13 protein-coding genes are annotated in these 18751 nt (G+C 68.2%); 9 read left to right on the top strand and 4 right to left on the bottom strand.

All coding sequences use genetic code 11. From position 1 onward, the window contains the following. The first annotated feature begins 14 nt into the window (after window positions 1–14). On the top strand, window positions 15–506 hold the full coding sequence (folK, locus tag AC6CHL_RS06990; RefSeq protein ID WP_137190379.1) for a 2-amino-4-hydroxy-6-hydroxymethyldihydropteridine diphosphokinase: 492 nt from the start codon (window positions 15–17) through the stop codon (window positions 504–506). A 162-nt stretch (window positions 507–668) separates the two neighbouring features. Here folK and AC6CHL_RS06985 read toward each other — a convergent pair whose 3' ends face one another. Beyond that, complete coding sequence (locus AC6CHL_RS06985; RefSeq protein WP_448134426.1) at window positions 669–1406, bottom strand: pteridine reductase; 738 nt, start codon at window positions 1404–1406, stop codon at window positions 669–671. 56 nt (window positions 1407–1462) lie between these two features. Between AC6CHL_RS06985 and AC6CHL_RS06980 the strand changes: the two genes are divergently transcribed. Then, entirely contained in the window at window positions 1463–2647 is a 1185-nt protein-coding gene (locus tag AC6CHL_RS06980; protein ID WP_038691815.1) for a class I SAM-dependent methyltransferase, read from the top strand. Between the two features lies 1 nt (window position 2648). After that, the gene (locus tag AC6CHL_RS06975) at window positions 2649–3038 is read left to right on the top strand and encodes a VanZ family protein (RefSeq protein WP_498293974.1); all 390 of its coding nucleotides are present in this window, start codon (window positions 2649–2651) and stop codon (window positions 3036–3038) included. 288 nt (window positions 3039–3326) lie between these two features. On the opposite strand, the gene AC6CHL_RS06970 is transcribed toward AC6CHL_RS06975, so the two are convergent. The 3 genes from AC6CHL_RS06970 to AC6CHL_RS06960 form a co-directional block, all read right to left on the bottom strand. Next, the gene (locus AC6CHL_RS06970) at window positions 3327–5663 is read right to left on the bottom strand and encodes a family 20 glycosylhydrolase (RefSeq protein WP_498293972.1); all 2337 of its coding nucleotides are present in this window, start codon (window positions 5661–5663) and stop codon (window positions 3327–3329) included. Window positions 5664–5759: 96 nt separating this feature from the next. Further along, window positions 5760–8387 (bottom strand): TonB-dependent receptor, encoded by a 2628-nt coding sequence (locus AC6CHL_RS06965; protein WP_137190375.1) that lies wholly within the window; start codon window positions 8385–8387, stop codon window positions 5760–5762. A 138-nt stretch (window positions 8388–8525) separates the two neighbouring features. Then, entirely contained in the window at window positions 8526–9554 is a 1029-nt protein-coding gene (locus tag AC6CHL_RS06960; protein WP_448134423.1) for a glucokinase family protein, read from the bottom strand. A 368-nt stretch (window positions 9555–9922) separates the two neighbouring features. Here AC6CHL_RS06960 and AC6CHL_RS06955 point away from each other — a divergent pair, with 368 nt between their 5' ends. From AC6CHL_RS06955 to AC6CHL_RS06930, 6 genes are all read left to right on the top strand, one after another. After that, window positions 9923–11215, top strand: a complete 1293-nt coding sequence (locus tag AC6CHL_RS06955) for a sugar MFS transporter (protein ID WP_038686234.1) — start codon at window positions 9923–9925, stop codon at window positions 11213–11215. A gap of 42 nt (window positions 11216–11257) precedes the next feature. After that, window positions 11258–12325 (top strand): LacI family DNA-binding transcriptional regulator, encoded by a 1068-nt coding sequence (locus tag AC6CHL_RS06950; RefSeq protein ID WP_038691819.1) that lies wholly within the window; start codon window positions 11258–11260, stop codon window positions 12323–12325. Window positions 12326–12331: 6 nt separating this feature from the next. After that, entirely contained in the window at window positions 12332–13360 is a 1029-nt protein-coding gene (locus tag AC6CHL_RS06945) for an SIS domain-containing protein (protein WP_498293971.1), read from the top strand. Beyond that, window positions 13360–14508, top strand: coding sequence for an N-acetylglucosamine-6-phosphate deacetylase (gene nagA / locus AC6CHL_RS06940; RefSeq protein ID WP_498293970.1), 1149 nt, complete (start codon window positions 13360–13362; stop codon window positions 14506–14508). Before AC6CHL_RS06945 ends, nagA begins: the two co-directional genes overlap by 1 nt. Then, entirely contained in the window at window positions 14505–15572 is a 1068-nt protein-coding gene (locus tag AC6CHL_RS06935; protein ID WP_498293969.1) for an acyltransferase family protein, read from the top strand. The genes nagA and AC6CHL_RS06935 overlap by 4 nt, the downstream gene beginning before the upstream one ends. A 118-nt stretch (window positions 15573–15690) precedes the next feature. Next, the gene (locus AC6CHL_RS06930; protein WP_498293968.1) at window positions 15691–18684 is read left to right on the top strand and encodes an autotransporter family protein; all 2994 of its coding nucleotides are present in this window, start codon (window positions 15691–15693) and stop codon (window positions 18682–18684) included. Window positions 18685–18751 lie beyond the last annotated feature (67 nt).

The following is an 18751-nucleotide window of genomic DNA, read 5'->3' as shown; positions in this document are numbered from 1 at the left end:
GCATGCTGAATACCATGACCACTGTGCTCCTGAGCCTGGGCAGCAACCTGCAGCCGCAACAGCACCTTCACGCCGCGGTCGAGGCCCTGCGCGCGCGCTTCGGCGCCGTTGCGGTCTCTCCGGCCTACCGGACCGCCGCCGTCGGTTTTGACGGCCCGGATTTCCTCAACAACGCGGTGGCCATCGAGACCGACCTGCCGCTGGACGCGCTGGATGCCTGGCTGCATGCGCTGGAAGACGCACACGGCCGCGATCGCAGCGGCCCGCGCTTCTCCGACCGGACCCTGGACCTGGACGTGGTGTTCTACGGCGACCTGATCGTGGAAGGCCCCGGCCACCTGCGCATCCCGCGCCCCGAGCTCAAGCACGCCTTCGTGCTGAAGCCGCTGGCCGATATCGCGCCGACGTTCATCGACCCGGTCAGCGGGCTGGACCTGGCCACGCTGTGGCGCGCACACCGCCAGCACGGCGACGCGTTCGAGACGATGGACCTGTTGCCGGGGTAAGCGATGTAGCGCGGATGCCGGCCCCTGGCCGGCAACCCCGCGATGCCCACCGTACCCGGTAGTGCCGGCCGCTGGCCGGCAACCCCGCGATGCAGGTTCCATGCAGAGCCGGCCAGCGGCCGGCACTACCGTTGAGCGGGGCGCGAGGGTGCGACCAAGCCCTTACGACAACGTCCGCCCGCCATCCACGCGCAGCGTATGCCCTGTGATGAATGGCGCGTCGGTCACCAGCCAGTACACCGCCTCGGCGATCTCTTCCACGGTGCCGGTACGCGCCAGCGGCGTGCGCAGCAACAAGGCCTGCTGCGCGTAATCGTCCTTGCCCTGCTCGGGCCACAGGATCGCGCCGGGGGCCACCGCGTTCACCCGCACCTTGGGGGCCAGTTCCAGCGCCAGTGACCGGGTGACCATTTCCAGCGCCGCCTTGGCCGCGCTGTACACCGGGTGGTCGCGCATCGGCTGGGTCCCATGCAGGTCGGTCAGGTTGACGATGCAGCCCTGGTGCCGGCGCAGCTGCGGGGCGGCGGCCTGGGCCAGCAGCAGCGGCGCGCGGGCGTTGACCGCGAACAGGTCGTCCCAGTGGTCGGCGGTGATCTGACCCAGCAGGGTGGGGTAGAAGTTGGAGGCGTTGTTGACCAGCGCGTCCAACCGCCCGAACTGGGCCACGGTCTGTTCGACCAGATCGGGCAGGGTGTCGGCGTCGCGCAGGTCGGCCTGCAGGGCCAGCACGCTGCCCGGGCGCAGCATGTCCAGGTCGAAGGCCATCTGCTGCAGTTCGGCGGTGGATGTATGCGCGTGCAGCACCACCGACCAGCCGCAGGCGTGGAACTGGCGGGCGATCGCCGCGCCGATCCGGCGTGCGCTGCCAGTGATCAGCACGACGGGGGCGGTATCGGTCATCGGGGGTAACTCCGGGCTCGGCTATGCTGTGCATTGTCACCGCAATCGCCTGCACCATGCATTCCCCACTGCCGACCCCCGATACCGACGCCCTGGCCCACAGCGATCAGCTGGCCGCGGCACTGCGTGCTGAAATCCTGGCCAACGGCGGCGCCATGCCGTTCGCCCGGTTCATGGAGCTGAGCCTGTACACGCCGGGGCTGGGGTACTACAGCGCCGGTGCCAGCAAGTTCGGTCAATCCGGCGACTTCACCACCGCGCCCGAACTGGGCCCGTTGTTCGCCGCCACCCTGGCCAACGCGATCGCGCCGGTGATGCAGCAGCTGGGGCCGCAGGCGCGTTTCATGGAGTTGGGCGGCGGCAGCGGCGCGTTTGCCGAGGTGCTGCTTAAGCGCATGCTCGAGCTGGACGCGCTGCCCGACCGCTACGCGATCCTGGAACCCAGCGCGGACCTGCGCGAGCGTCAGCGCGAGCGTCTGGAAAAAACGCTGGTGCCGCCGCTGTTCGCACTGGTGGAATGGCTGGACGGCCCGTTCGATGACGACTGGGATGGCATGGTGTTCGCCAACGAAGTGATCGACGCGCTGCCCACCCCGCGCTTCCTGGCCCGCGATGGCATGGTCTTCGAGGAAACCGTCGAGCTGGATGCCGACGGCGCCTTCATGCGCGGCGCGCAGCCGGCCGACGCCATGCTGAGCGCGGCGGTGCGGCATATCGAGCATTACCGCGAAAAGCCGTTCGCTGATGGCTACCGGTCCGAGCTGCTGCCGCAGCTGCCGTACTGGATCCAGGCCGTGGCCGGTGGCATGCAGCGTGGCGCGATGCTGTTCGTCGACTACGGCTACCCGCGTGGCGAGTACTACCAGGACGAGCGCGACGACGGCACGGTGCGCGCGTTCTACCGCCACCAGGTGCACAACGACCTGTACCGCTGGCCGGGCCTGCAGGACCTGACCGCCTCGGTGGACTTCACCGCGTTGGCCGAAGCCGGTACCGGCGCCGGCTTCGAGCTGGCCGGGTACTGCACGCAGGCCAACTTCCTGCTGGGCAACGGCCTGGATGCGTTGTTGGCCAAGGCAGACGCGCGCACCGATGAATTCGGCAAGGTGCGCCTGCGCGACCAGGTCAAGAAACTCACCCTGCCCACCGCCATGGGCGAGCGCTTCCAGGTGATGGGCTTCCAGCGCGACGTCGATTTCGAGCCTGCCTTCACGCTGGGCGATCTGACTTGGCGCCTCTGACATGAGTGCCACGGGACTGTTGAAGCCGCTGCGGTTTGCGCGGTTCTGGCTGGCGCTGTGGTGGATGGCCATTGCCGCCACCATCGCCGTCTGCCTGGTCCGGCTGCCGCCGATGGCGCTGCCGGACAACAGCGACAAGGTGGAACATTTCCTGGCCTACTTCCTGCTGGCCGGCTCGGCGGTGCAGATCTACCGCACGCGCGCCGCGCTGGTGTGGGCGGGCGTGGGCCTGGTCGGTATGGGCATTGGCATCGAGTTCGCCCAGGGCGCCCTGACCGCCACCCGCATGGCCGACCCGATGGACGTGCTGGCCAACAGCATCGGTGTTGTTGCCGGCCTGTGCCTCACCTTCACCCCGTTGCGCGACCTGTTGGTGCGTTTGCGCGGGTGACAGGTAGTGACGACCAACGGTCGTCATCTACCGATAGTGCAGGTTCGGCGGGTGTCGGTGGCGCAACGGGTGCTGTCTTCGGCGCGAACGAACCGAGGGCCTCCAGAGCGCGCACCCGGTAGTGCCGGCCGCTGGCCGGCAACCCGACGCGGTGGGGTCATGAGGAGCCGGCCAGCGGCCGGCACTACCGAGGGACGCGGCGGGTGCCGGGTCCGCGCGGTGACGACCCACGGTCGTCACCTGCCGAATTACCGGTAGGTACCCACCGTTGGTGGGTACGCGCCGCAATCAACGCGGCTGCAACGTCACCTCATCCACCACCCACATGGTCGGGCGGGTGTCGCCGGTGAAGCGCACGCACAAATCCTGGGTGCCCTTCAACGACCGCGGCAGCGCCGCCTCCAGCGTGATGAAGCCATCGGCGCCCGGCGTGGCCGGCAGTGGCACGCTCACCAGCGGCGTGCCGTCGCAGGTGCCGTTGAGCACGTCCATTTCGCCATGCGCGCCACGCGCCGGGCTGAACTTCCGCGCCGGTTCGTCGTGGGCCAGCTGGAAGTAATACGGAATCTGCCCGGCCCGCACACGCAGCCTGGTGATGCCGTCCACGTCGGCGTCCTTCCACAACCAGCACGGGTTGAAAATGTTGACGTTGAAGATGGCGCGTTCGCCGTCGGCCGGGCCGTCGTCTTCCAGCCGCAGCAGCAGCTTGCCTTCGCCCGGGCACATCGCCAGCTGCTGATCGTTGCGGGTGAGCAACGACGTGGCCGTGATATCGAAGCGGCTGGCGGCATTGGCCAACGCCTTGCCGTTGAAGAACGTGGCGGCCTGCAGCGCGATCGGCAACGGCTGGGTCAGCGGCGCGGTGTAGCGCGGCGACTGCGCGGTGACCGGGCTGCCATCCACGCTGTAGTGGATCTCGTAGCCCAGCGGCGTGCTCAGCGCCAGCGTCGCGGTGCCGGCCTTGCGGTCGTCGCGGCTGTCCTGCTCCACCTGGAACGGGGTCTGTGCATACGCAATGCCCATTGCCTGCCAGCGCTGCAGCTGGTTGGGCAGGCGCGCCAGGAAGTCGGCGTAGTCGCGGCGTTCGCGCGGCGACCAGCCGGTCTCGGCCACCGCGGCCAGGCGCGGGAACAGGTTGTGCTGCAGGCGCGCGTAGGTGCGCGTATGTTCGGTGAACATGTTGGCCTGCAGCCCGAGGATGTGCTGCTGCTTGTCCTTGGGCAGCGCATCGGGCACCGGCTCGAAGCCATACACGCGCGCCAGCGAGGTGACCAGCGGGCGCCCCGGCGGTTCGTTGTCCGAGGTCGTCTGCAGGTAGTCCATGTACATGTCGGTGACCGGCGACATCACCACGTCGTGGCCTTCGCTGGCCGCCTTCAGGCCGCCTTCGGTGCCGCGCCACGACATCACCGTGGCTTCCGGCGGCAGGCCGCCTTCGAGGATCTCATCCCACCCGATCAGGCGGCGGTCATGCTGCTCCAGGAAGGTCTCCAGGCGCTTGATCAGGTGACTCTGCATTTCCATTTCATTGCCCGCGCCAACCTCGCGCATGCGGGCCTGTACGCGTGCCGAGGCTTCCCACTGGTCCTTGACCGCCTCGTCGCCGCCCACGTGCACGTACTTGGACGGGAACAGCGCGATGACTTCTTCCAGCACGTTTTCCAGGAAGGTGAAGGTGGTTTCTTCGGTGTTGAACAGGTTCGGGAACACGCCCCATTCGCTCAACGGCTTGAGCGGCGTATCCAGCGTGCCCAGTTCCGGATATGCGGCGATCGCCGCGGTGGCGTGGCCGGGGACGTCGATCTCGGGGATCACCTGGATATGGCGCGCGGCCGCATAGGCGATCACCTCGCGGATCTGGTCCTGGGTGTAGAAGCCGCAGTACGGACGCTCGGCGCCGGTGGCGGGGTCGCGGCCACCATCGCCGGCCGGGATGCGGCAGCTGCCGACCGCGGTCAGCTTCGGGTAGCGCTTGATCTCCATGCGCCAGCCCTGGTCATCGGTGAGATGCCAATGGAAAGTGTTGAGCTTCTGTTCGGCCATCGCGTCGAGCACGCGCTTGATCTCGTCCAGGCTCTGGAAGTGGCGGGCAGAATCGAGCATCAGGCCGCGCCAGCTGAAACGCGGGGCATCGTCGATGTGCAGTGCCGGCAGGGCACCGTCGGTGTTGCTGGTGAACAGTTGCGACAACGTCGCCGCCCCGTAGAACAGGCCGGCTTCGGTAGCCGCGGCAACGGTCACGCCATCGCCGTTGGAGCGCAGCTGGTAGCCTTCGGCGCCGGTCTTCAGCGCGGTGTTGAGCACGAAGTTGACGCCGTTCTTGCCGTTCCCGTTCTTGACCTGCAGGGTGGGGCCGCCGCTGTCGCGCAACAGCGTGCTGAACTGGCGTGCCACGCGCGTGGCCGCGTCGCCGCGCGCCCACACCGGGGTGCTGGCTTCCACCTTGAAGGGCGCGCCATCGAGGCGTTCCACGTGGGCCGGTGCGGGAATCAGCGACAGCGCGTCGGGGCGGGCCCGCGGGCCGTCGGGCGCCTGTGCATCGGTGGCGTGCGCGAGCGGTGCCAGGGACAGGGCCAGTGCGAAAGACAGCAGCGACAGCGAGGTACGACGGGTGCGGGTGTGCATCGGGTCATTCCTTTGTAGCGAATCGGGTTCCACCTGTAAAAACGGGCCCGGAGGTCCGGGCCCGTCGATCAGGCGTTCAGCATGGTAAGGCAGTGATCAGAACTTGAAGTGCACCGTGGCCATGTAGCGGCGGCCGCTCTTGTAGCGCGATGCCAGGTGGTCCTTGTCGCCCAGGTACTGGAAATACTCCTCGTTGAGCAGGTTCTGTGCGTCCAGGGTCAGCGACCAGTTCTCGTTGAAGGTGTACCCGAAGCTGGCACCCAGTTCGGCGTAGTCGTCCACGCTGGCCGGCGCCGAGCCTGCGACGTAACCACCGGCCAGGTAGCTGTCACGCCAGTTGTAGGTCAGGCGTGCGTTGATCGGGCCCTTCTCGTAGTACGGGCTGAACGCGACCGAGTTGCGCGACTGGTAGGGCAGCGGGTCACCGGAGTTGTTCTCGCCATTGGCGTAGGTGTAGTTGGCGGTCAGGCCGAACCCGCTTTCGCCGAAGGGCTGCTGGAAGCTGAGGTTGAAGCCCTTGACGTGGCCGCTGCCGGCATTGCGCGGACGCTGGATGCTGTAGTCGCAGTAGCCATCGGCGGTGCAGCCGTTGGTGCCCACGACATTGGCCCAGGTGGCCGGCGAGGTGTCGCGGATCGAGTTGTACTGGCGCTCGATGACCGCGCTGCTGTCGATGTAGTTGTCGATCTTCTTGTAGAACAGCGACCAGGCCACCACCGACTGCGGGGCGAAGTAGTACTCGGCCGACAGGTTGTAGTTCCACGATTCGTACGGGGACAGGTCGGCATTGCCGCCGCTGCCGTTGAGCGTGGTGTCGTTGAGGAAGGTGTTGTTCACCATCTGGTTGTACGGCGCCCAGGCGATGACCTTGCTGGCACCGAAGCGGAACACCCAGTCATTGGCGGTGTCGTAGACCAGATTGACCGACGGCAGCACGAAGTCTTCCTTCTTGGTCTGGGTCTGCCACTTGCTGTCCAGGTCGGTCAGGGTCGGGGTGCCGCCGTAGACGAAGCCGCTGCCGTCGGTCTTGGAATCGACATAACGCAGGCCGACGTTGCCGCGAACCGGGCCGTTGGAGAAGTTCAGCTGTGCATAGGCGGCGTTGTTGGTCTGTTCCAGCGCCCAGGTGTTGTTGAGGTAGCTGGCCGGATCGGGGTTGGCGAAATCCAGCGGGCTGCCCGTGACCCAGTTCAGCACGTTGTCACGGCCGGCCTGCACATGGCGGCCCTGGCCATCGCTGAAGCCCTGGATGTTGGTCAGGCCGATGGTGCCGACGTCGGCCAGGGTGCCCGGGCGGACGCCGCCATAGACGTTCAGGTCGAAGCTCTCTTCATGCTTGCCGTGGCGTACGCCGAACTGCAGCTGGTTGAAGATGCTGTCGAACTGCACGTTGAAGTCGAGCTGGGCGTAGGTGTCCTTGCTCTCGGTGGAGAAGATGCCGTTGTTCCCGAACCAGCCGCCGGCCGAACCCCAGTTGGCCGGGTTGCGCGCTGCATCGGGGTTGTCGAAGGTGATGCCCTTGTCCAGATTCCAGCTGAAGCCGCCGTTGTAGAACGGTTCGATGAAGTACTGGGCCAGGTCCTTGTTCTCGGACTTGCTCTGGCCGGCCTGGCCGCTGATGCCCCAGCTTTCGCCCTTCCAGGCACCACGCAGGTCCAGGCCCTTGGTGGTGACCTCGGATTTGCGTACGTTGTTGTCGTAGATCACCGTGCCGCTGTTGGCGGTGGCGCTGGCGTTGGAATGGCCGCTGTTGACCACGCCGTTGCGCACGTCGCCGAGCTGGTTGACCGCACCGACGGTGCCGGGGTTCCAGGTCAGGAAGGAGTACATCGACTGGTTGTAGTTGTCGAAGTTTTCCTTGATGTACAGGCCGCTCAGGTTGAACTCGAGTTCGTCGGTCGGCTTGAACTGCAGGTTGACCACGGCGCTGTCGCGCTTGCGGTCCTGCTGGAACCATGCGGCGTTGACCGAGTTGGGCACGTCGGCATTGGGATCCACGCCCGGTGCATTGGTGAAGGTGGAGGCCTTGGCGTAGCCGAATACCTCCATGCCCTGGCGGTCCACGCGCTCTTCATAGTGCTGCGCGGCCACGTTGATGCCGAAGGTCTCTTCGTCGTTCTTCCAGCTGTAGATCGCCGAGGCGTTCGGCTTGCCTTCGCTGGCCTGGTCGCTGTAGCTGTAGCCCACCGAGGCGGCCACTTCATTGGCGCGCATGTCCAGCGGTTGGCGGGTGTGCATCAGGATCGTGCCGCCCAGGCTGCCTTCGGTCAGGCGCGCTTCGGAGGACTTGATCACTTCCATGCGGCCCAGGATCAGCGGCGACAGCAGGGTGTAGTCGAAGCCACGGTTGGGCTGTTCGCCATACAGCCAGATCGCCTGCGCGACCGGGTGGCCGTCCAGGAAGGACAGGTTGAGGCTGGGGTCGGTGCCATCGATGCTGACCCGCTCACCCTGGCCGAAGCGACGGTCCAGCGAGATGCCCGGCAGCTGCGACAGCGCTTCGGCCACGTTGGTGCTGGGGAACTTGCCGATGTCTTCGGCGGTGATCGCCTCGGAGATGGTCACGTTGTTGCGCTTGGTGTCCAGCGACTTTTCCAGGCTGGCGCGGATGCCCACGACGCTGACCGTGTCCAGGTCGGTCGGGGTAGCGGTTTCCTGCGCCTGCGCGCCGAACACAAGACAGCTGAAAATGGCTGCCGAAAGCAGACTCTTGCGGTGGTTCATGATGTCTCTCCTCATCAATCCGATGGTTCGCCGGCGACGGCGTGTCTTCTTGCGTCTGGTACGACTTTGCCGCGCCCCCCGTTGCCGGGTGCGCCTGGGTGCCACGTACTGCTTTTTTGCTGCGTACCCGCTACGCCGTCAGACGCGCGGGTCGTCCCTATGGCCGAGGTACCAGCTGGCGGCGCCGATGACGCCCAGCTGCCCGTGCTCGACCACCTTCACGGGAATGCGTTCCAGCGCCTCGCGCATCGGCCCCTTGTTGAGGTACCGGCGCACGAAACTGCTGTTCAACAGGAATTCGCGGATCTGCGGCAGGATGCCGCCGGCCAGGTAGACCCCGCCGGTGATGCCGTACTGCAGGGCCATGTCGCCGATGGTGCTGCCGAGCAGGCCGCAGAAGACCTCCAGGCTTTCGCGCGCCAGCGGGTCCTGGTTGGCCATGGCCGCGGCGGTGATCGCATCGGGCGTGGCCAGCGTGGGGGCCACGCCGTTGAGGGCACACAGAGCGCGATACAGATTCATCAGGCCTGGGCCGGACAGGGCGTGTTCCACCGACACATGCGCATGCTCGCGCTGCATCTGGCGCACGATCGCCATTTCCAGTTCGGTGGTGGTGGCCAGGGTGGGCTGGCCGGCTTCGGTGGCCAGCACCACCGCACCGTGCGCGGTGGGAATCCACACGGCCGCGCCCAGTCCGGTCCCCGGGCCGACCACCAGGGTCGGGCCACGCGGGGCGGTGGTCGGGCCGGTCAGCTGCAACACACCGCTGGCGTCCACCTGCGCGGCGGCATAGGCCACCGCTTCAAAGTCGTTGACGATGTAGACCTGGTCCAGGCCCACGTCCTGTTCGATCCGGCGCGCCGACAACGGCCACGGCAGGTTGGCGCTGATCACGGTGCCGTCCAGCCGGGCAACGCCGGCGGTGGCCACCACGCAGTGCGCCGGGCGCTCGCCGGTACCGAGGAACTCGGCCAGGATCGCGCTCAGCCCGGGGTAATCGGCATTGCGGAACTTGCGGTATTCCAGCAGCTGCACCGGATGGTCCGGTTGGGCGCTGGCCTGCACCCGGGCCACCCGGACATGCGTGCCACCCACATCGGCGGCCAGGAACGGCGGCACCGCGGCGGGCAGGGCATGGGCCGGTACAGAGTGGGCGGCTGCGGTCACACGGGCTCCCTTGGATTGTGCAGGACCGGTCCGACCCGGCGATTGAGGCGGAGTCTGTAATCGTTCTGACAACGATGTCAACGATAACCTCAGACTTTCGATGTTGCGCCGCAGCGGGCGCTGTCATCAGAAAACGTTTTCATCCATTGCCCGCCATGTTTTTGCAACCTGCCTGAAATGGCGGGGCCGGGGACCGTCAAGCGTGGCGGGGCGTGCGATCTGCGCAGGTGCAGCACGGCGCGGATCCGCACCGTGATGAAAACCGCTTGTTGACAAACCCGGCAGCGGCGACGAATAAATGTGACAACGTTGTTCCCAGCCACTCTTCCGGTGCGCCATCGCGGCCCGCCGATGCAGGAGCTTTCTTGATGTCTGCCGTGCCTGCTGCCTCCGCGCGTTCGAGCGTGCTTACTTCGATCCTGATCATCGGCGTGCTGTTCTTCCTGATCGGCTTCTTCACCTGGCTCAACGGGCCGTTGATCACCTTCGTCAAACTGGCCTTCGAGCTGGACGAGGTCGGCGCCTTCCTGGTGCTGATGGTGTTCTACCTGTCCTACTTCTTCCTGGCGCTGCCGGCCTCGTGGATCCTCAAGCGCACCGGCATGAAGAAGGGCTTGAGCCTGAGCCTGCTGGTGATGGCCGCCGGCGCGGTGGTGTTTGCCCACTTCGCCCAGCAGCGCTGGTACCCGGGGGCGCTCAGCGGCCTGTTCATCATCGGTAGTGGGCTGGCCCTGCTGCAGACCGCAGTGAACCCGTACATCAGCATCCTGGGCCCGATCGAGACCGCGGCGCGGCGCATCGCGCTGATGGGCATCTGCAACAAGATCGCCGGCATGCTGGCCCCGGTGCTGATCGGCACGCTGGTGCTGCATGGCATCGGCGACCTGGACGCGCAGGTGAAAGTGGCCGATGCGGCCACCAAGACCGTGCTGCTGGATACCTTCGCCGCCAAGATCCAGATGCCCTACATGGCCATGGCCGGGCTGCTGGTGGTGCTGGCGGTGGGCGTGCTGTTCTCGCCGCTGCCCGAACTGAAAACCGCCGAAGCCAACGCCACCCCGGCGCGCGCGCCCGGCACCGCCGAACGCACCAGCATCTTCCAGTTCCCGCACCTGTGGCTGGGCGTGTTGTGCCTGTTCGTGTACGTGGGCGTGGAGGTGATGGCCGGCGATGCGATCGGCACCTACGGCCACGGCTTCGACCTGCCGCTGGACCAGACCAAGATGTTCACCTCGATCACCCTGGGCGCGATGCTGGTCGGCTACCTGGCCGGGCTGGCGTTGATCCCGCACGTGGTTTCGCAGTCGCGCTACCTGAGCGTCTCGGCAGTGCTGGGCGTGGTGTTCTGCATCGGCGCACTGCTCAGCCACGGCTACGTGTCGGTGGGCTTCGTGGCCGCGCTGGGCTTTGCCAACGCCATGATGTGGCCGGCGATCTTCCCGCTGGCCATCCGCGGCCTGGGGCGGTTCACCGAAACCGGCTCGGCGCTGCTGGTGATGGCCATTGCCGGCGGCGCGATCATTCCGCAGGCCTTTGCCGTGCTCAAGCAGCACTTCGACTTCCAGTGGGTGTTCGCCGGGCTGATGGTGCCGTGCTACCTGTACATCCTGTTTTATTCGGTGCGCGGCCATCGGGCCGGCCTGCCCCGCGACGGCCAGTGATCGGCGATCATGGACGTCCAACCGGACCGGCAGGAAAAGAGCATGCGCAGAGCGACCATCAAGGATGTGGCTGAGCGGGCCAAGGTGTCGCTGAAGACGGTATCGCGGGTCATCAACAACGAGCCGTCGGTGATGCAGGCCACCCGCGCGCGCGTCCTGCGCGCGATCGCCGAGCTGGATTACGAGCCCGATCCCGCCGCGCGCAACCTGCGCACCGGCACCACGCTGGTGGTCGGGCTGGTCTACGACAACCCCAACCCGTACCACATCATCGGCGTGCAGAACGGTGTGCTGGCGGCCTGCCGCGAGACCGGCTTCGGGTTGCAGATCCATCCCTGCGATTCCAGCTCGCCGATGCTGGCCGAAGAGCTGGCCGACTGGGTGCAGCGTTCGCGCCTGGCCGGGCTGGTACTGACCGCGCCGATGTCCGAACGCCGTGACCTGGTGGCGGCGTTGACGGCGCGCGGCATCAAGCTGGTGCGGATCATCGCCGCCACCGCCGATCCTGAAGACGGCGCGTGCGTGTTCGTCGATGACCGCGAAGCGGCCTATGAAATCACTGAGCATTTGATCCAGCTGGGCCACCAGCGCATCGGCTTCCTGTGGGGCGGCACCTCGCACCGGTCCAGCGGCGAACGCTATGCCGGCTACGAAGCGGCGCTGCGCGACTACGGCATGAGCATCGACAAGCACCTGGTGGTGCAGGGCGACTACACCTTCGACGACGGCTTCCGCGGCGCACGCCGGCTGCTGGCGCTGCGCGAACCGCCCACCGCGATCTTCGGCTCCAACGATGAAATCGCCGCCGGCGTGCTGGCCGCGGCCAAGTCGGCGGGCATGAACGTGCCTTACGACCTGTCCATTGCCGGCTTCGAGGACAGCCCGTTCTCGCGCCAGTCGTGGCCGCCGCTGACCACCGCCAAGCAGGCCACCGAAGACATCGCCCGGCATGCGGCGCGGTTGCTGATCGCCCAGCTGCGCAGCGATGCCTACGACGACGCACCGCTGCAGCTGCAGAACCAGGGCTTCGTGCCGCAGCTGGTGGTGCGTGGTTCCACCGCGCCGATGCGCCCGACCGGCGCACGCCCTCCTTCCCCTGAAACCACCTGAGTTCCCATGTCCCTGCCTGCTCCCCACGACACCCTGATGTACCGCGAAGCCGCCGAAGCCGCCGACGTGATTGCCGCGCAGTTCGCGCGCAACCAGGTGGCGGTGGAAACGCTGGCCGCCAGCCTGCGCGCGGCGCCGCCGCCGTTCGTGGTGACCTGCGCGCGGGGCAGCTCGGACCATGCCGCCACCTACGCCAAGTACCTGCTGGAAACCCGGCTGGGCCTGGTCACCGCGTCGGCCTCGCCGTCGGTGGGCTCGGTGTACGAAGCGCCGCTGAAACTGCGGGGCGCGCTGTACATCGTCATTTCGCAGTCGGGCAAGAGCCCGGACCTGCTGCGCAACGCCGAGGCCGCGAGTGCGGCCGGTGCGCGCGTGGTGGCACTGGTGAACGTGGAGGATTCGCCGCTGGCGCAGCTGGCCGAAACGGTGATCCCGCTCGGGGCCGGTGCCGAACGCAGCGTGGCGGCGACCAAGAGCTACCTGGCCTCGTTGTCGGCGATCCTGCAGCTGGTGGCCTACTGGAGCCAGGACGCGGCGCTGATCGCCGCGCTGCGGGCGCTGCCCGATGCGCTGCGCCAGGCCTGGAACAGCGACTGGTCGGCGCTGACCGACGGCCTGGTGCCGGCGCACAACCTGTTCGTGCTCGGCCGTGGCCTGGGCCTGGGCGCGGCCCAGGAAGCCGCGCTGAAGTTCAAGGAAACCTGCGGCCTGCATGCCGAAGCCTACAGCTCGGCCGAAGTGAAGCATGGCCCGATGGCGCTGGTGGGCCCGGGCTTCCCGGTGCTGGCGTTTGCCCAGCCCGATGAAACCGGCGCGGGCACCCGCGCGGTGCTGCAGGAGTTTGGCGCGCGCGACGCGCAGGTGTGGCTGGCCGACGTCGATGGCGACCTTGCACTGCCGGTCGCCCCGCACCCGGCCTGCGCACCGCTGCTTACCGTGCAGGCGTTTTATCGTGCGATCAACGCGCTGGCGCTGCGCCGCGGGCACAACCCGGACCTGCCGCCGCATCTGAACAAGGTGACGGAAACCGTCTGATGAAAACCGTCCTGCGCAATGCCCGGATCCTGGCCGGCGATGAGTTCCGCGACGACTTGGCGGTCGTCATCGAAGACGGTCGCATCACTGCGCTGGTGTCCGACGCGGCCCCGCAACTGGGCAGCGCCGACGAACAGGTGGACCTGGGCGGCGGCTGGCTGCTGCCGGGCTTCATCGACGCGCAGGTCAACGGTGGCGGCGGCGTGCTGTTCAACAACACGCCCGACGTGGACAGCCTGCGCACGCTGGCTGCCGCGCACCGCCGCTTCGGCACCACCGGGCTGCTGCCCACGCTGATCAGCGACGACGTGCAGGTGATGCGCCGCGCGGTCGACGCCACCCGCGCGGCCATCGCGCAGGGCGTGCCCGGCGTGCTCGGCATCCACCTGGAAGGCCCGTACATCGCGCCGGCGCGCAAGGGCACGCACGACGCCAACAAATTCCGCGTGCCCGACGCCGACGAGATCGCGATGGCGGCCTCGCTCGACAACGGCGTGACGCTGTTGACGCTGGCCCCCGAACGGGTGCCGCTGGAGAGCATCCGCGCGCTGGTCGAACGCGGCGTGATCGTGGCCGCCGGGCATACCGCGGCCAGTTACGAAGAAGCACGCGCCGGGCTGGATGCGGGCATCCGCGGTTTCACCCATCTGTACAACGCGATGTCGCCGTTGACCGGGCGCGAGCCGGGTGCGGTGGGCGCGGCGCTGGAAGACCGCGACAGCTGGATCGGCATCATCGCCGACGGCGTGCACGTGCACCCGGCCAGCCTGCGCGTGGCGCTGGCGGCCAAGCCGCGCGGCAAGGTGATGCTGGTCACCGACGCGATGCCGCCGGTGGGTGCCGACAGCCCCAGCTATGAACTGTATGGCGAAGTGATCACGGCCGTGGACGGCGTGGTGCGCAATGCCGCCGGTTCGCTGGCGGGCTCGGCGCTGGACATGGCCACGGCGGTGCGCAACGCGGTGCACCTGCTTGGCCTGCCGCTGGACGAGGCCGCACGCATGGCCTCGCGCTACCCGGCGCAGTTCCTCAATCTGGACGACCGCCTGGGCGAGATCGCCGAGGGCTACCAGGCCGACCTGGTGCTGCTCGACGACGCGCTGCAGGTGCGCGCCACCTGGATTGCCGGCGAGCGCGAGGACGCATGACCGCCTCCCCATCGCCACGCATGGGCTCGATCGATGCCCTGCGCGGGCTGACCGTGGCGGCGATGCTGCTGGTCAACAACCCCGGCGACTGGGGCCACGTGTATGCACCGCTGCTGCATGCGGACTGGCACGGCTTCACGCCCACCGACCTCATCTTCCCGCTGTTCCTGTTCATTGCCGGCGTGTCGATGGCCTTCAGCCTGTCGCCGCGTGCGGGTGAGCCGGCGTTGCGCCCGGCCCTGCGCAGTGGCCTGCTGCAGCGTGCGCTGCGCATCGCGGTGGCAGGCGCGTTGCTGCACCTGCTGGCGTGGTGGCTGATGGACCTGCCGGCCTACCGGCTGTGGGGCGTGCTGCAGCGGATCGCATTGTGCGTGGCGGTGGTCGGGCTGCTGGCGATCCAGACGCGCGCGCGCACGCAATGGGCGGTGCTGGTCGGGCTGCTCCTTGCGTACGCGGCGATCCTGCTGGGGGCCGATTCGCTGGCACCGTGGGTCAACCCGGCCAGCCGCCTGGATACCGCGTTGTTCGCGCCGCTGCTCTACAAGTACGACCCGCTGACCGGGCTCGGCCACGACCCCGAAGGGCTGCTGAGCAGCCTGGGCGCGCTCGCCAGCACGCTGCTGGGGCTGCGTGCGGGCGCGTGGCTGCGGGCGGGGCAGGTGGGCGGACTGGCGGCGCTGGCCACGGCATGCCTGCTCCTGGGCGGCGTGGCCGCGTTGTGGCTGCCCCTCAACAAGCAGCTGTGGACCCCCAGTTTCGTGCTGTGGACGGGCGGGATGTCGGTGGCGGCCTTGCTGCTGGCCCACCTGCTGGTGGATCGCTGGGGTGCGCCGGCGCTGGGCCGACGCTTCGGCGTCAACGCCATTGCCGCCTACCTCGGCTCGTCGGCGATGGCCCTGCTGCTGATGGCCAGCGGCGCGTGGGGATGGCTGTACCAGACGCTGTCGGCGCTGCTGCCGACGGCCCCCGCACTGGCCTCGCTGCTGTGTGCGCTGGGCTTCGTGGTGGTGTGGTGGGGCGTGGTGTGGGCGCTGGACGCCCGGCGCATCTACCTCAAAATCTAGGATGGGCGTGCCGTACGTTTACCCCCCCATCACGGCGCGGCGGTAAAAGTACTGACGCCGGTCTGCGTAGAAGCACTGGGCCGTTGCCGTACCCCCTCTTGTTGAACAGGAAAGGCGTATGCGCTCGATGCCCGTTTCGCCGGCACGCACGGTGCTGGCAGACCGTATTTCACATTGGCTGCGTCGGGGCTGCGGGGGCGCGCTGGGTACGGTCCTGCTGGCCGGTACCGCGCCGGCCTGGGCCGGCTGTGACAACCCCGCGCCCGGTCAGGGCCAGACAGTGACCTGCTCGACCGCAGCGCCCAATCCGGATCCGGTGCCGATCGTCACCGCCGGCGGCGCCTCCAACACCACCGTCAACGTGCTGGCCAACGCGCAGCTCGGTGTCGCCAGCGGCAATGCCATCACCGTGCAGGCCGGCACCGGGCATGTCATCAACAACAGTGGCAGCATCATCGCCAACGCCGGCCGCGCGCTGCAGCTCAACGGGGCCACCTACCTGGTCAACCGCGGCACCATTGCCGGCAGCACGGGCGGGGTCGTGTCCGGTGCCGGCAACGACCGCATCGACATGCTCGGCGGCAGCATCCAGGGCGGCGTGCTGCAGGGCGCAGGCAACGACGCGCTGGTGATCCGCGACGGCGTGATCGACAGCGTCGACCAGGGCGATGGCGAGGACAGCCTGGAGATCAGCGGCGGCAGCGTGACCGGCACGGTGCAGCAGGGCTCGGGCATCGACACCTTCCTGATGACCGGCGGCAGCATCGGTGCCCTGCTGCAGGGCGATGCGCTGGACCGCTTCCGCATGACCGGCGGCCGCATCGTCGGCGCGTTCGACGATGGCGACTACGCCGAAATGACCGGTGGCCGCATCGGCCGGGTCAACATGAAGCTGGACGACAACACCTTCCTGATGTCCGGCGGCACCATCGACGGCAACCTGGTGACCGGTTTCGGTCGCGACACCATCGTGCTGTCCGACGGCTACATCGGCGGCAACATCAGCGTCAGTGGCGGCGACGACGCGGTGACCATCACCGGCGGCACCGTGCGCGGCGAGATCCGGCTGAGCTTCGGCAACGACAGCCTGACCTGGAACGGCGGCGGCGTGGTGCACGGCGCCATCGATTTCGGCGAAGGCGATGACCTCGCGCAGCTCACCAACCTCAATACAGCCCACCTGGGCGCACTGCCGGTGTTCGACGCTGGGCTGGGCAACGACGTGCTCGGCTTCGACAACGTCAAGACCGGCGGCGTGGCGCGCTTTGCCAACTGGGAACAGGTGGCGCTGCGCGACGACACCCAGCTGGCCTTCGACGGCACCCTGGTGTTGGGCGACAGCGCCAGCGGCACCGGCCGCCTGGACATCGATGCCACCAGCGCGGTGTTCGGCGGTGGCAGCAACGGCGGCGTCGCCCCGTTCACGGCCGGGCAGCTGGCCACGCTCACCAACGCCGGCCGCATCGATCTGAGCAACGGCGGCGGCGTGGGCGACACCTTCACCGTGGTCGGCAATTACGTTGGCAATGGCGGCGCGCTGTATCTCAACACGGTGCTGGGCGACGACAGTTCGGCGTCGGACAAGCTGGTGATCTCCACCGGCAGCGCCAGCGGCACCACCGGCGTCGGCATCCTCAACGCCGGCGGCGCCGGTGCGTCCACCGTGGCCGACGGCATCCTGGTGGTGCAGGCGATCAACGGCGCCACCACCGCGCCCACCGCGTTCGCGCTGTACAACCCGGTCGCCGCCGGTGCGTACGAGTATTTCCTGTTCAAGGGCGGGGTCAGCGGCGGCACGGCCGAGAACTGGTACCTGCGCTCGACCCTGGTGGCCAGCGTCACCCCCGCACCCGCGCCGCCCCCGGGCGGGGGCACTACGTTGCCACCGCCGCCGCCGGACAGTACCGGCACGCCGCCGGTCGACCTGCCGCCTGCACCGCCGCCGCCGCCGGACGTCAATCCGCCGGATGATCCCAACCCGGCCGCACCCGAGCCGGCCCCGCCGCCGGAGCCGGCCGATCCCGCCGACGTCGCGCCGCCCAGCATCGATACCCCGCCGCCCGTGCCCACCGACGTGGCCGGGGTGCCCGGGCCGCTGGCGGTGCCGCCCACGCCCGGTGCGCGCCCCGCGCAGGGCGACATCATTCCGCTGTACCGCGTCGAGACCGGCCTGTACTCGGTGGTGCCGCCGCTGCTGCGCGAAACCAGCCTGGCCAGCCTGGGCACCTTCCACGAACGCCAGGGCGAGCAGCGTCTGCTGGCCGGGCAGGGCGGCGTGCGTGCGGCCTGGGCGCGGCTGGTGGGGCAGAGCCACGAACAGCAGTGGGACGGCGACGCGCAGCCCGGCTTCGATGGCGATATCCAGGGCATCCAGGCCGGCCTGGACCTGTACGCCAACGCGGGCGATAGACACCGCGACCAGTTCGGCGTATTCGTCGGGCGCACCCGCGCGCAGGGCAACGTGACCGGTTTTGCGATCGGCTGGGAGAACGTCGCGGTGGGCCGCACGCGGCTGGATGACAAACACGTGGGCGTGTACTGGACCCGCGCCGGCAGTGCCGGTGGCTACCTGGACGCGGTGGTGATGCAGAGCCGCTACGACGGCGACGCAACGTCCTCGCGCGGGCTGGGCATCGACGTGCGCGGCGATGGCACCACCGCCTCGCTGGAAGTGGGCAAGCCGCTGCTGCGGTTCGGGCAGAGTGCGTGGTGGCTGGAACCCCAGCTGCAGGTGATCTGGCAGCGCACGTCGGTGGACGATGCCGGCGACGCGGTGTCCGCGCTGCGCTTTGACAACGACAACGCCTGGACCGGACGCGTGGGCCTGCGCCTGGCTGCCGACTACGACATTGCCGGCAACGGCTGGCAGCCGTACATCAAGCTCAATTACTGGCAGACCCTGGACGGCGAGGACCGCATCGATTTCGACAGCAACCGCATCGTCAACCAGCAGGATGCGCGTGCGCTGGAAGTGGGCGTGGGCGTGGTGGCGCGTTTCAACAGCAACGTCAGTGCGTTTGCGGTAGCCGATTACACACGTGACCTCGAAAGCAGCGCACGCAGGGAACGCAAGGTGATCGAAGGCAATATCGGGCTGCGGCTGGACTGGTAGGGCGACGGCCGGTAGCGATCCGCGGCGGCACGCTGGACGGAACCGGCGATGCCGGCTGCGTTGGGGT

It is taken from the genome of Stenotrophomonas sp. GQ19 (genome assembly GCF_059758695.1).
Note: the sequence above shows the minus strand (reverse complement) of the source record. Positions and strands in the feature narration are given on the sequence as shown.

Bases quoted from the DNA above. Each gene is read 5' to 3' on its own strand.
- folK (WP_137190379.1), top strand. From the start codon at position 15: ATGACCACTGTGCTCCTGAGCCTGGGCAGCAACCTGCAGCCGCAACAG.
- AC6CHL_RS06985 (WP_448134426.1), bottom strand. From the start codon at position 1,406: ATGACCGATACCGCCCCCGTCGTGCTGATCACTGGCAGCGCACGCCGG.
- AC6CHL_RS06980 (WP_038691815.1), top strand. From the start codon at position 1,463: ATGCATTCCCCACTGCCGACCCCCGATACCGACGCCCTGGCCCACAGC.
- AC6CHL_RS06975 (WP_498293974.1), top strand. From the start codon at position 2,649: ATGAGTGCCACGGGACTGTTGAAGCCGCTGCGGTTTGCGCGGTTCTGG.
- AC6CHL_RS06970 (WP_498293972.1), bottom strand. From the start codon at position 5,663: ATGCACACCCGCACCCGTCGTACCTCGCTGTCGCTGCTGTCTTTCGCA.
- AC6CHL_RS06965 (WP_137190375.1), bottom strand. From the start codon at position 8,387: ATGAACCACCGCAAGAGTCTGCTTTCGGCAGCCATTTTCAGCTGTCTT.
- AC6CHL_RS06955 (WP_038686234.1), top strand. From the start codon at position 9,923: ATGTCTGCCGTGCCTGCTGCCTCCGCGCGTTCGAGCGTGCTTACTTCG.
- AC6CHL_RS06950 (WP_038691819.1), top strand. From the start codon at position 11,258: ATGCGCAGAGCGACCATCAAGGATGTGGCTGAGCGGGCCAAGGTGTCG.
- AC6CHL_RS06945 (WP_498293971.1), top strand. From the start codon at position 12,332: ATGTCCCTGCCTGCTCCCCACGACACCCTGATGTACCGCGAAGCCGCC.
- nagA (WP_498293970.1), top strand. From the start codon at position 13,360: ATGAAAACCGTCCTGCGCAATGCCCGGATCCTGGCCGGCGATGAGTTC.
- AC6CHL_RS06935 (WP_498293969.1), top strand. From the start codon at position 14,505: ATGACCGCCTCCCCATCGCCACGCATGGGCTCGATCGATGCCCTGCGC.
- AC6CHL_RS06930 (WP_498293968.1), top strand. From the start codon at position 15,691: ATGCGCTCGATGCCCGTTTCGCCGGCACGCACGGTGCTGGCAGACCGT.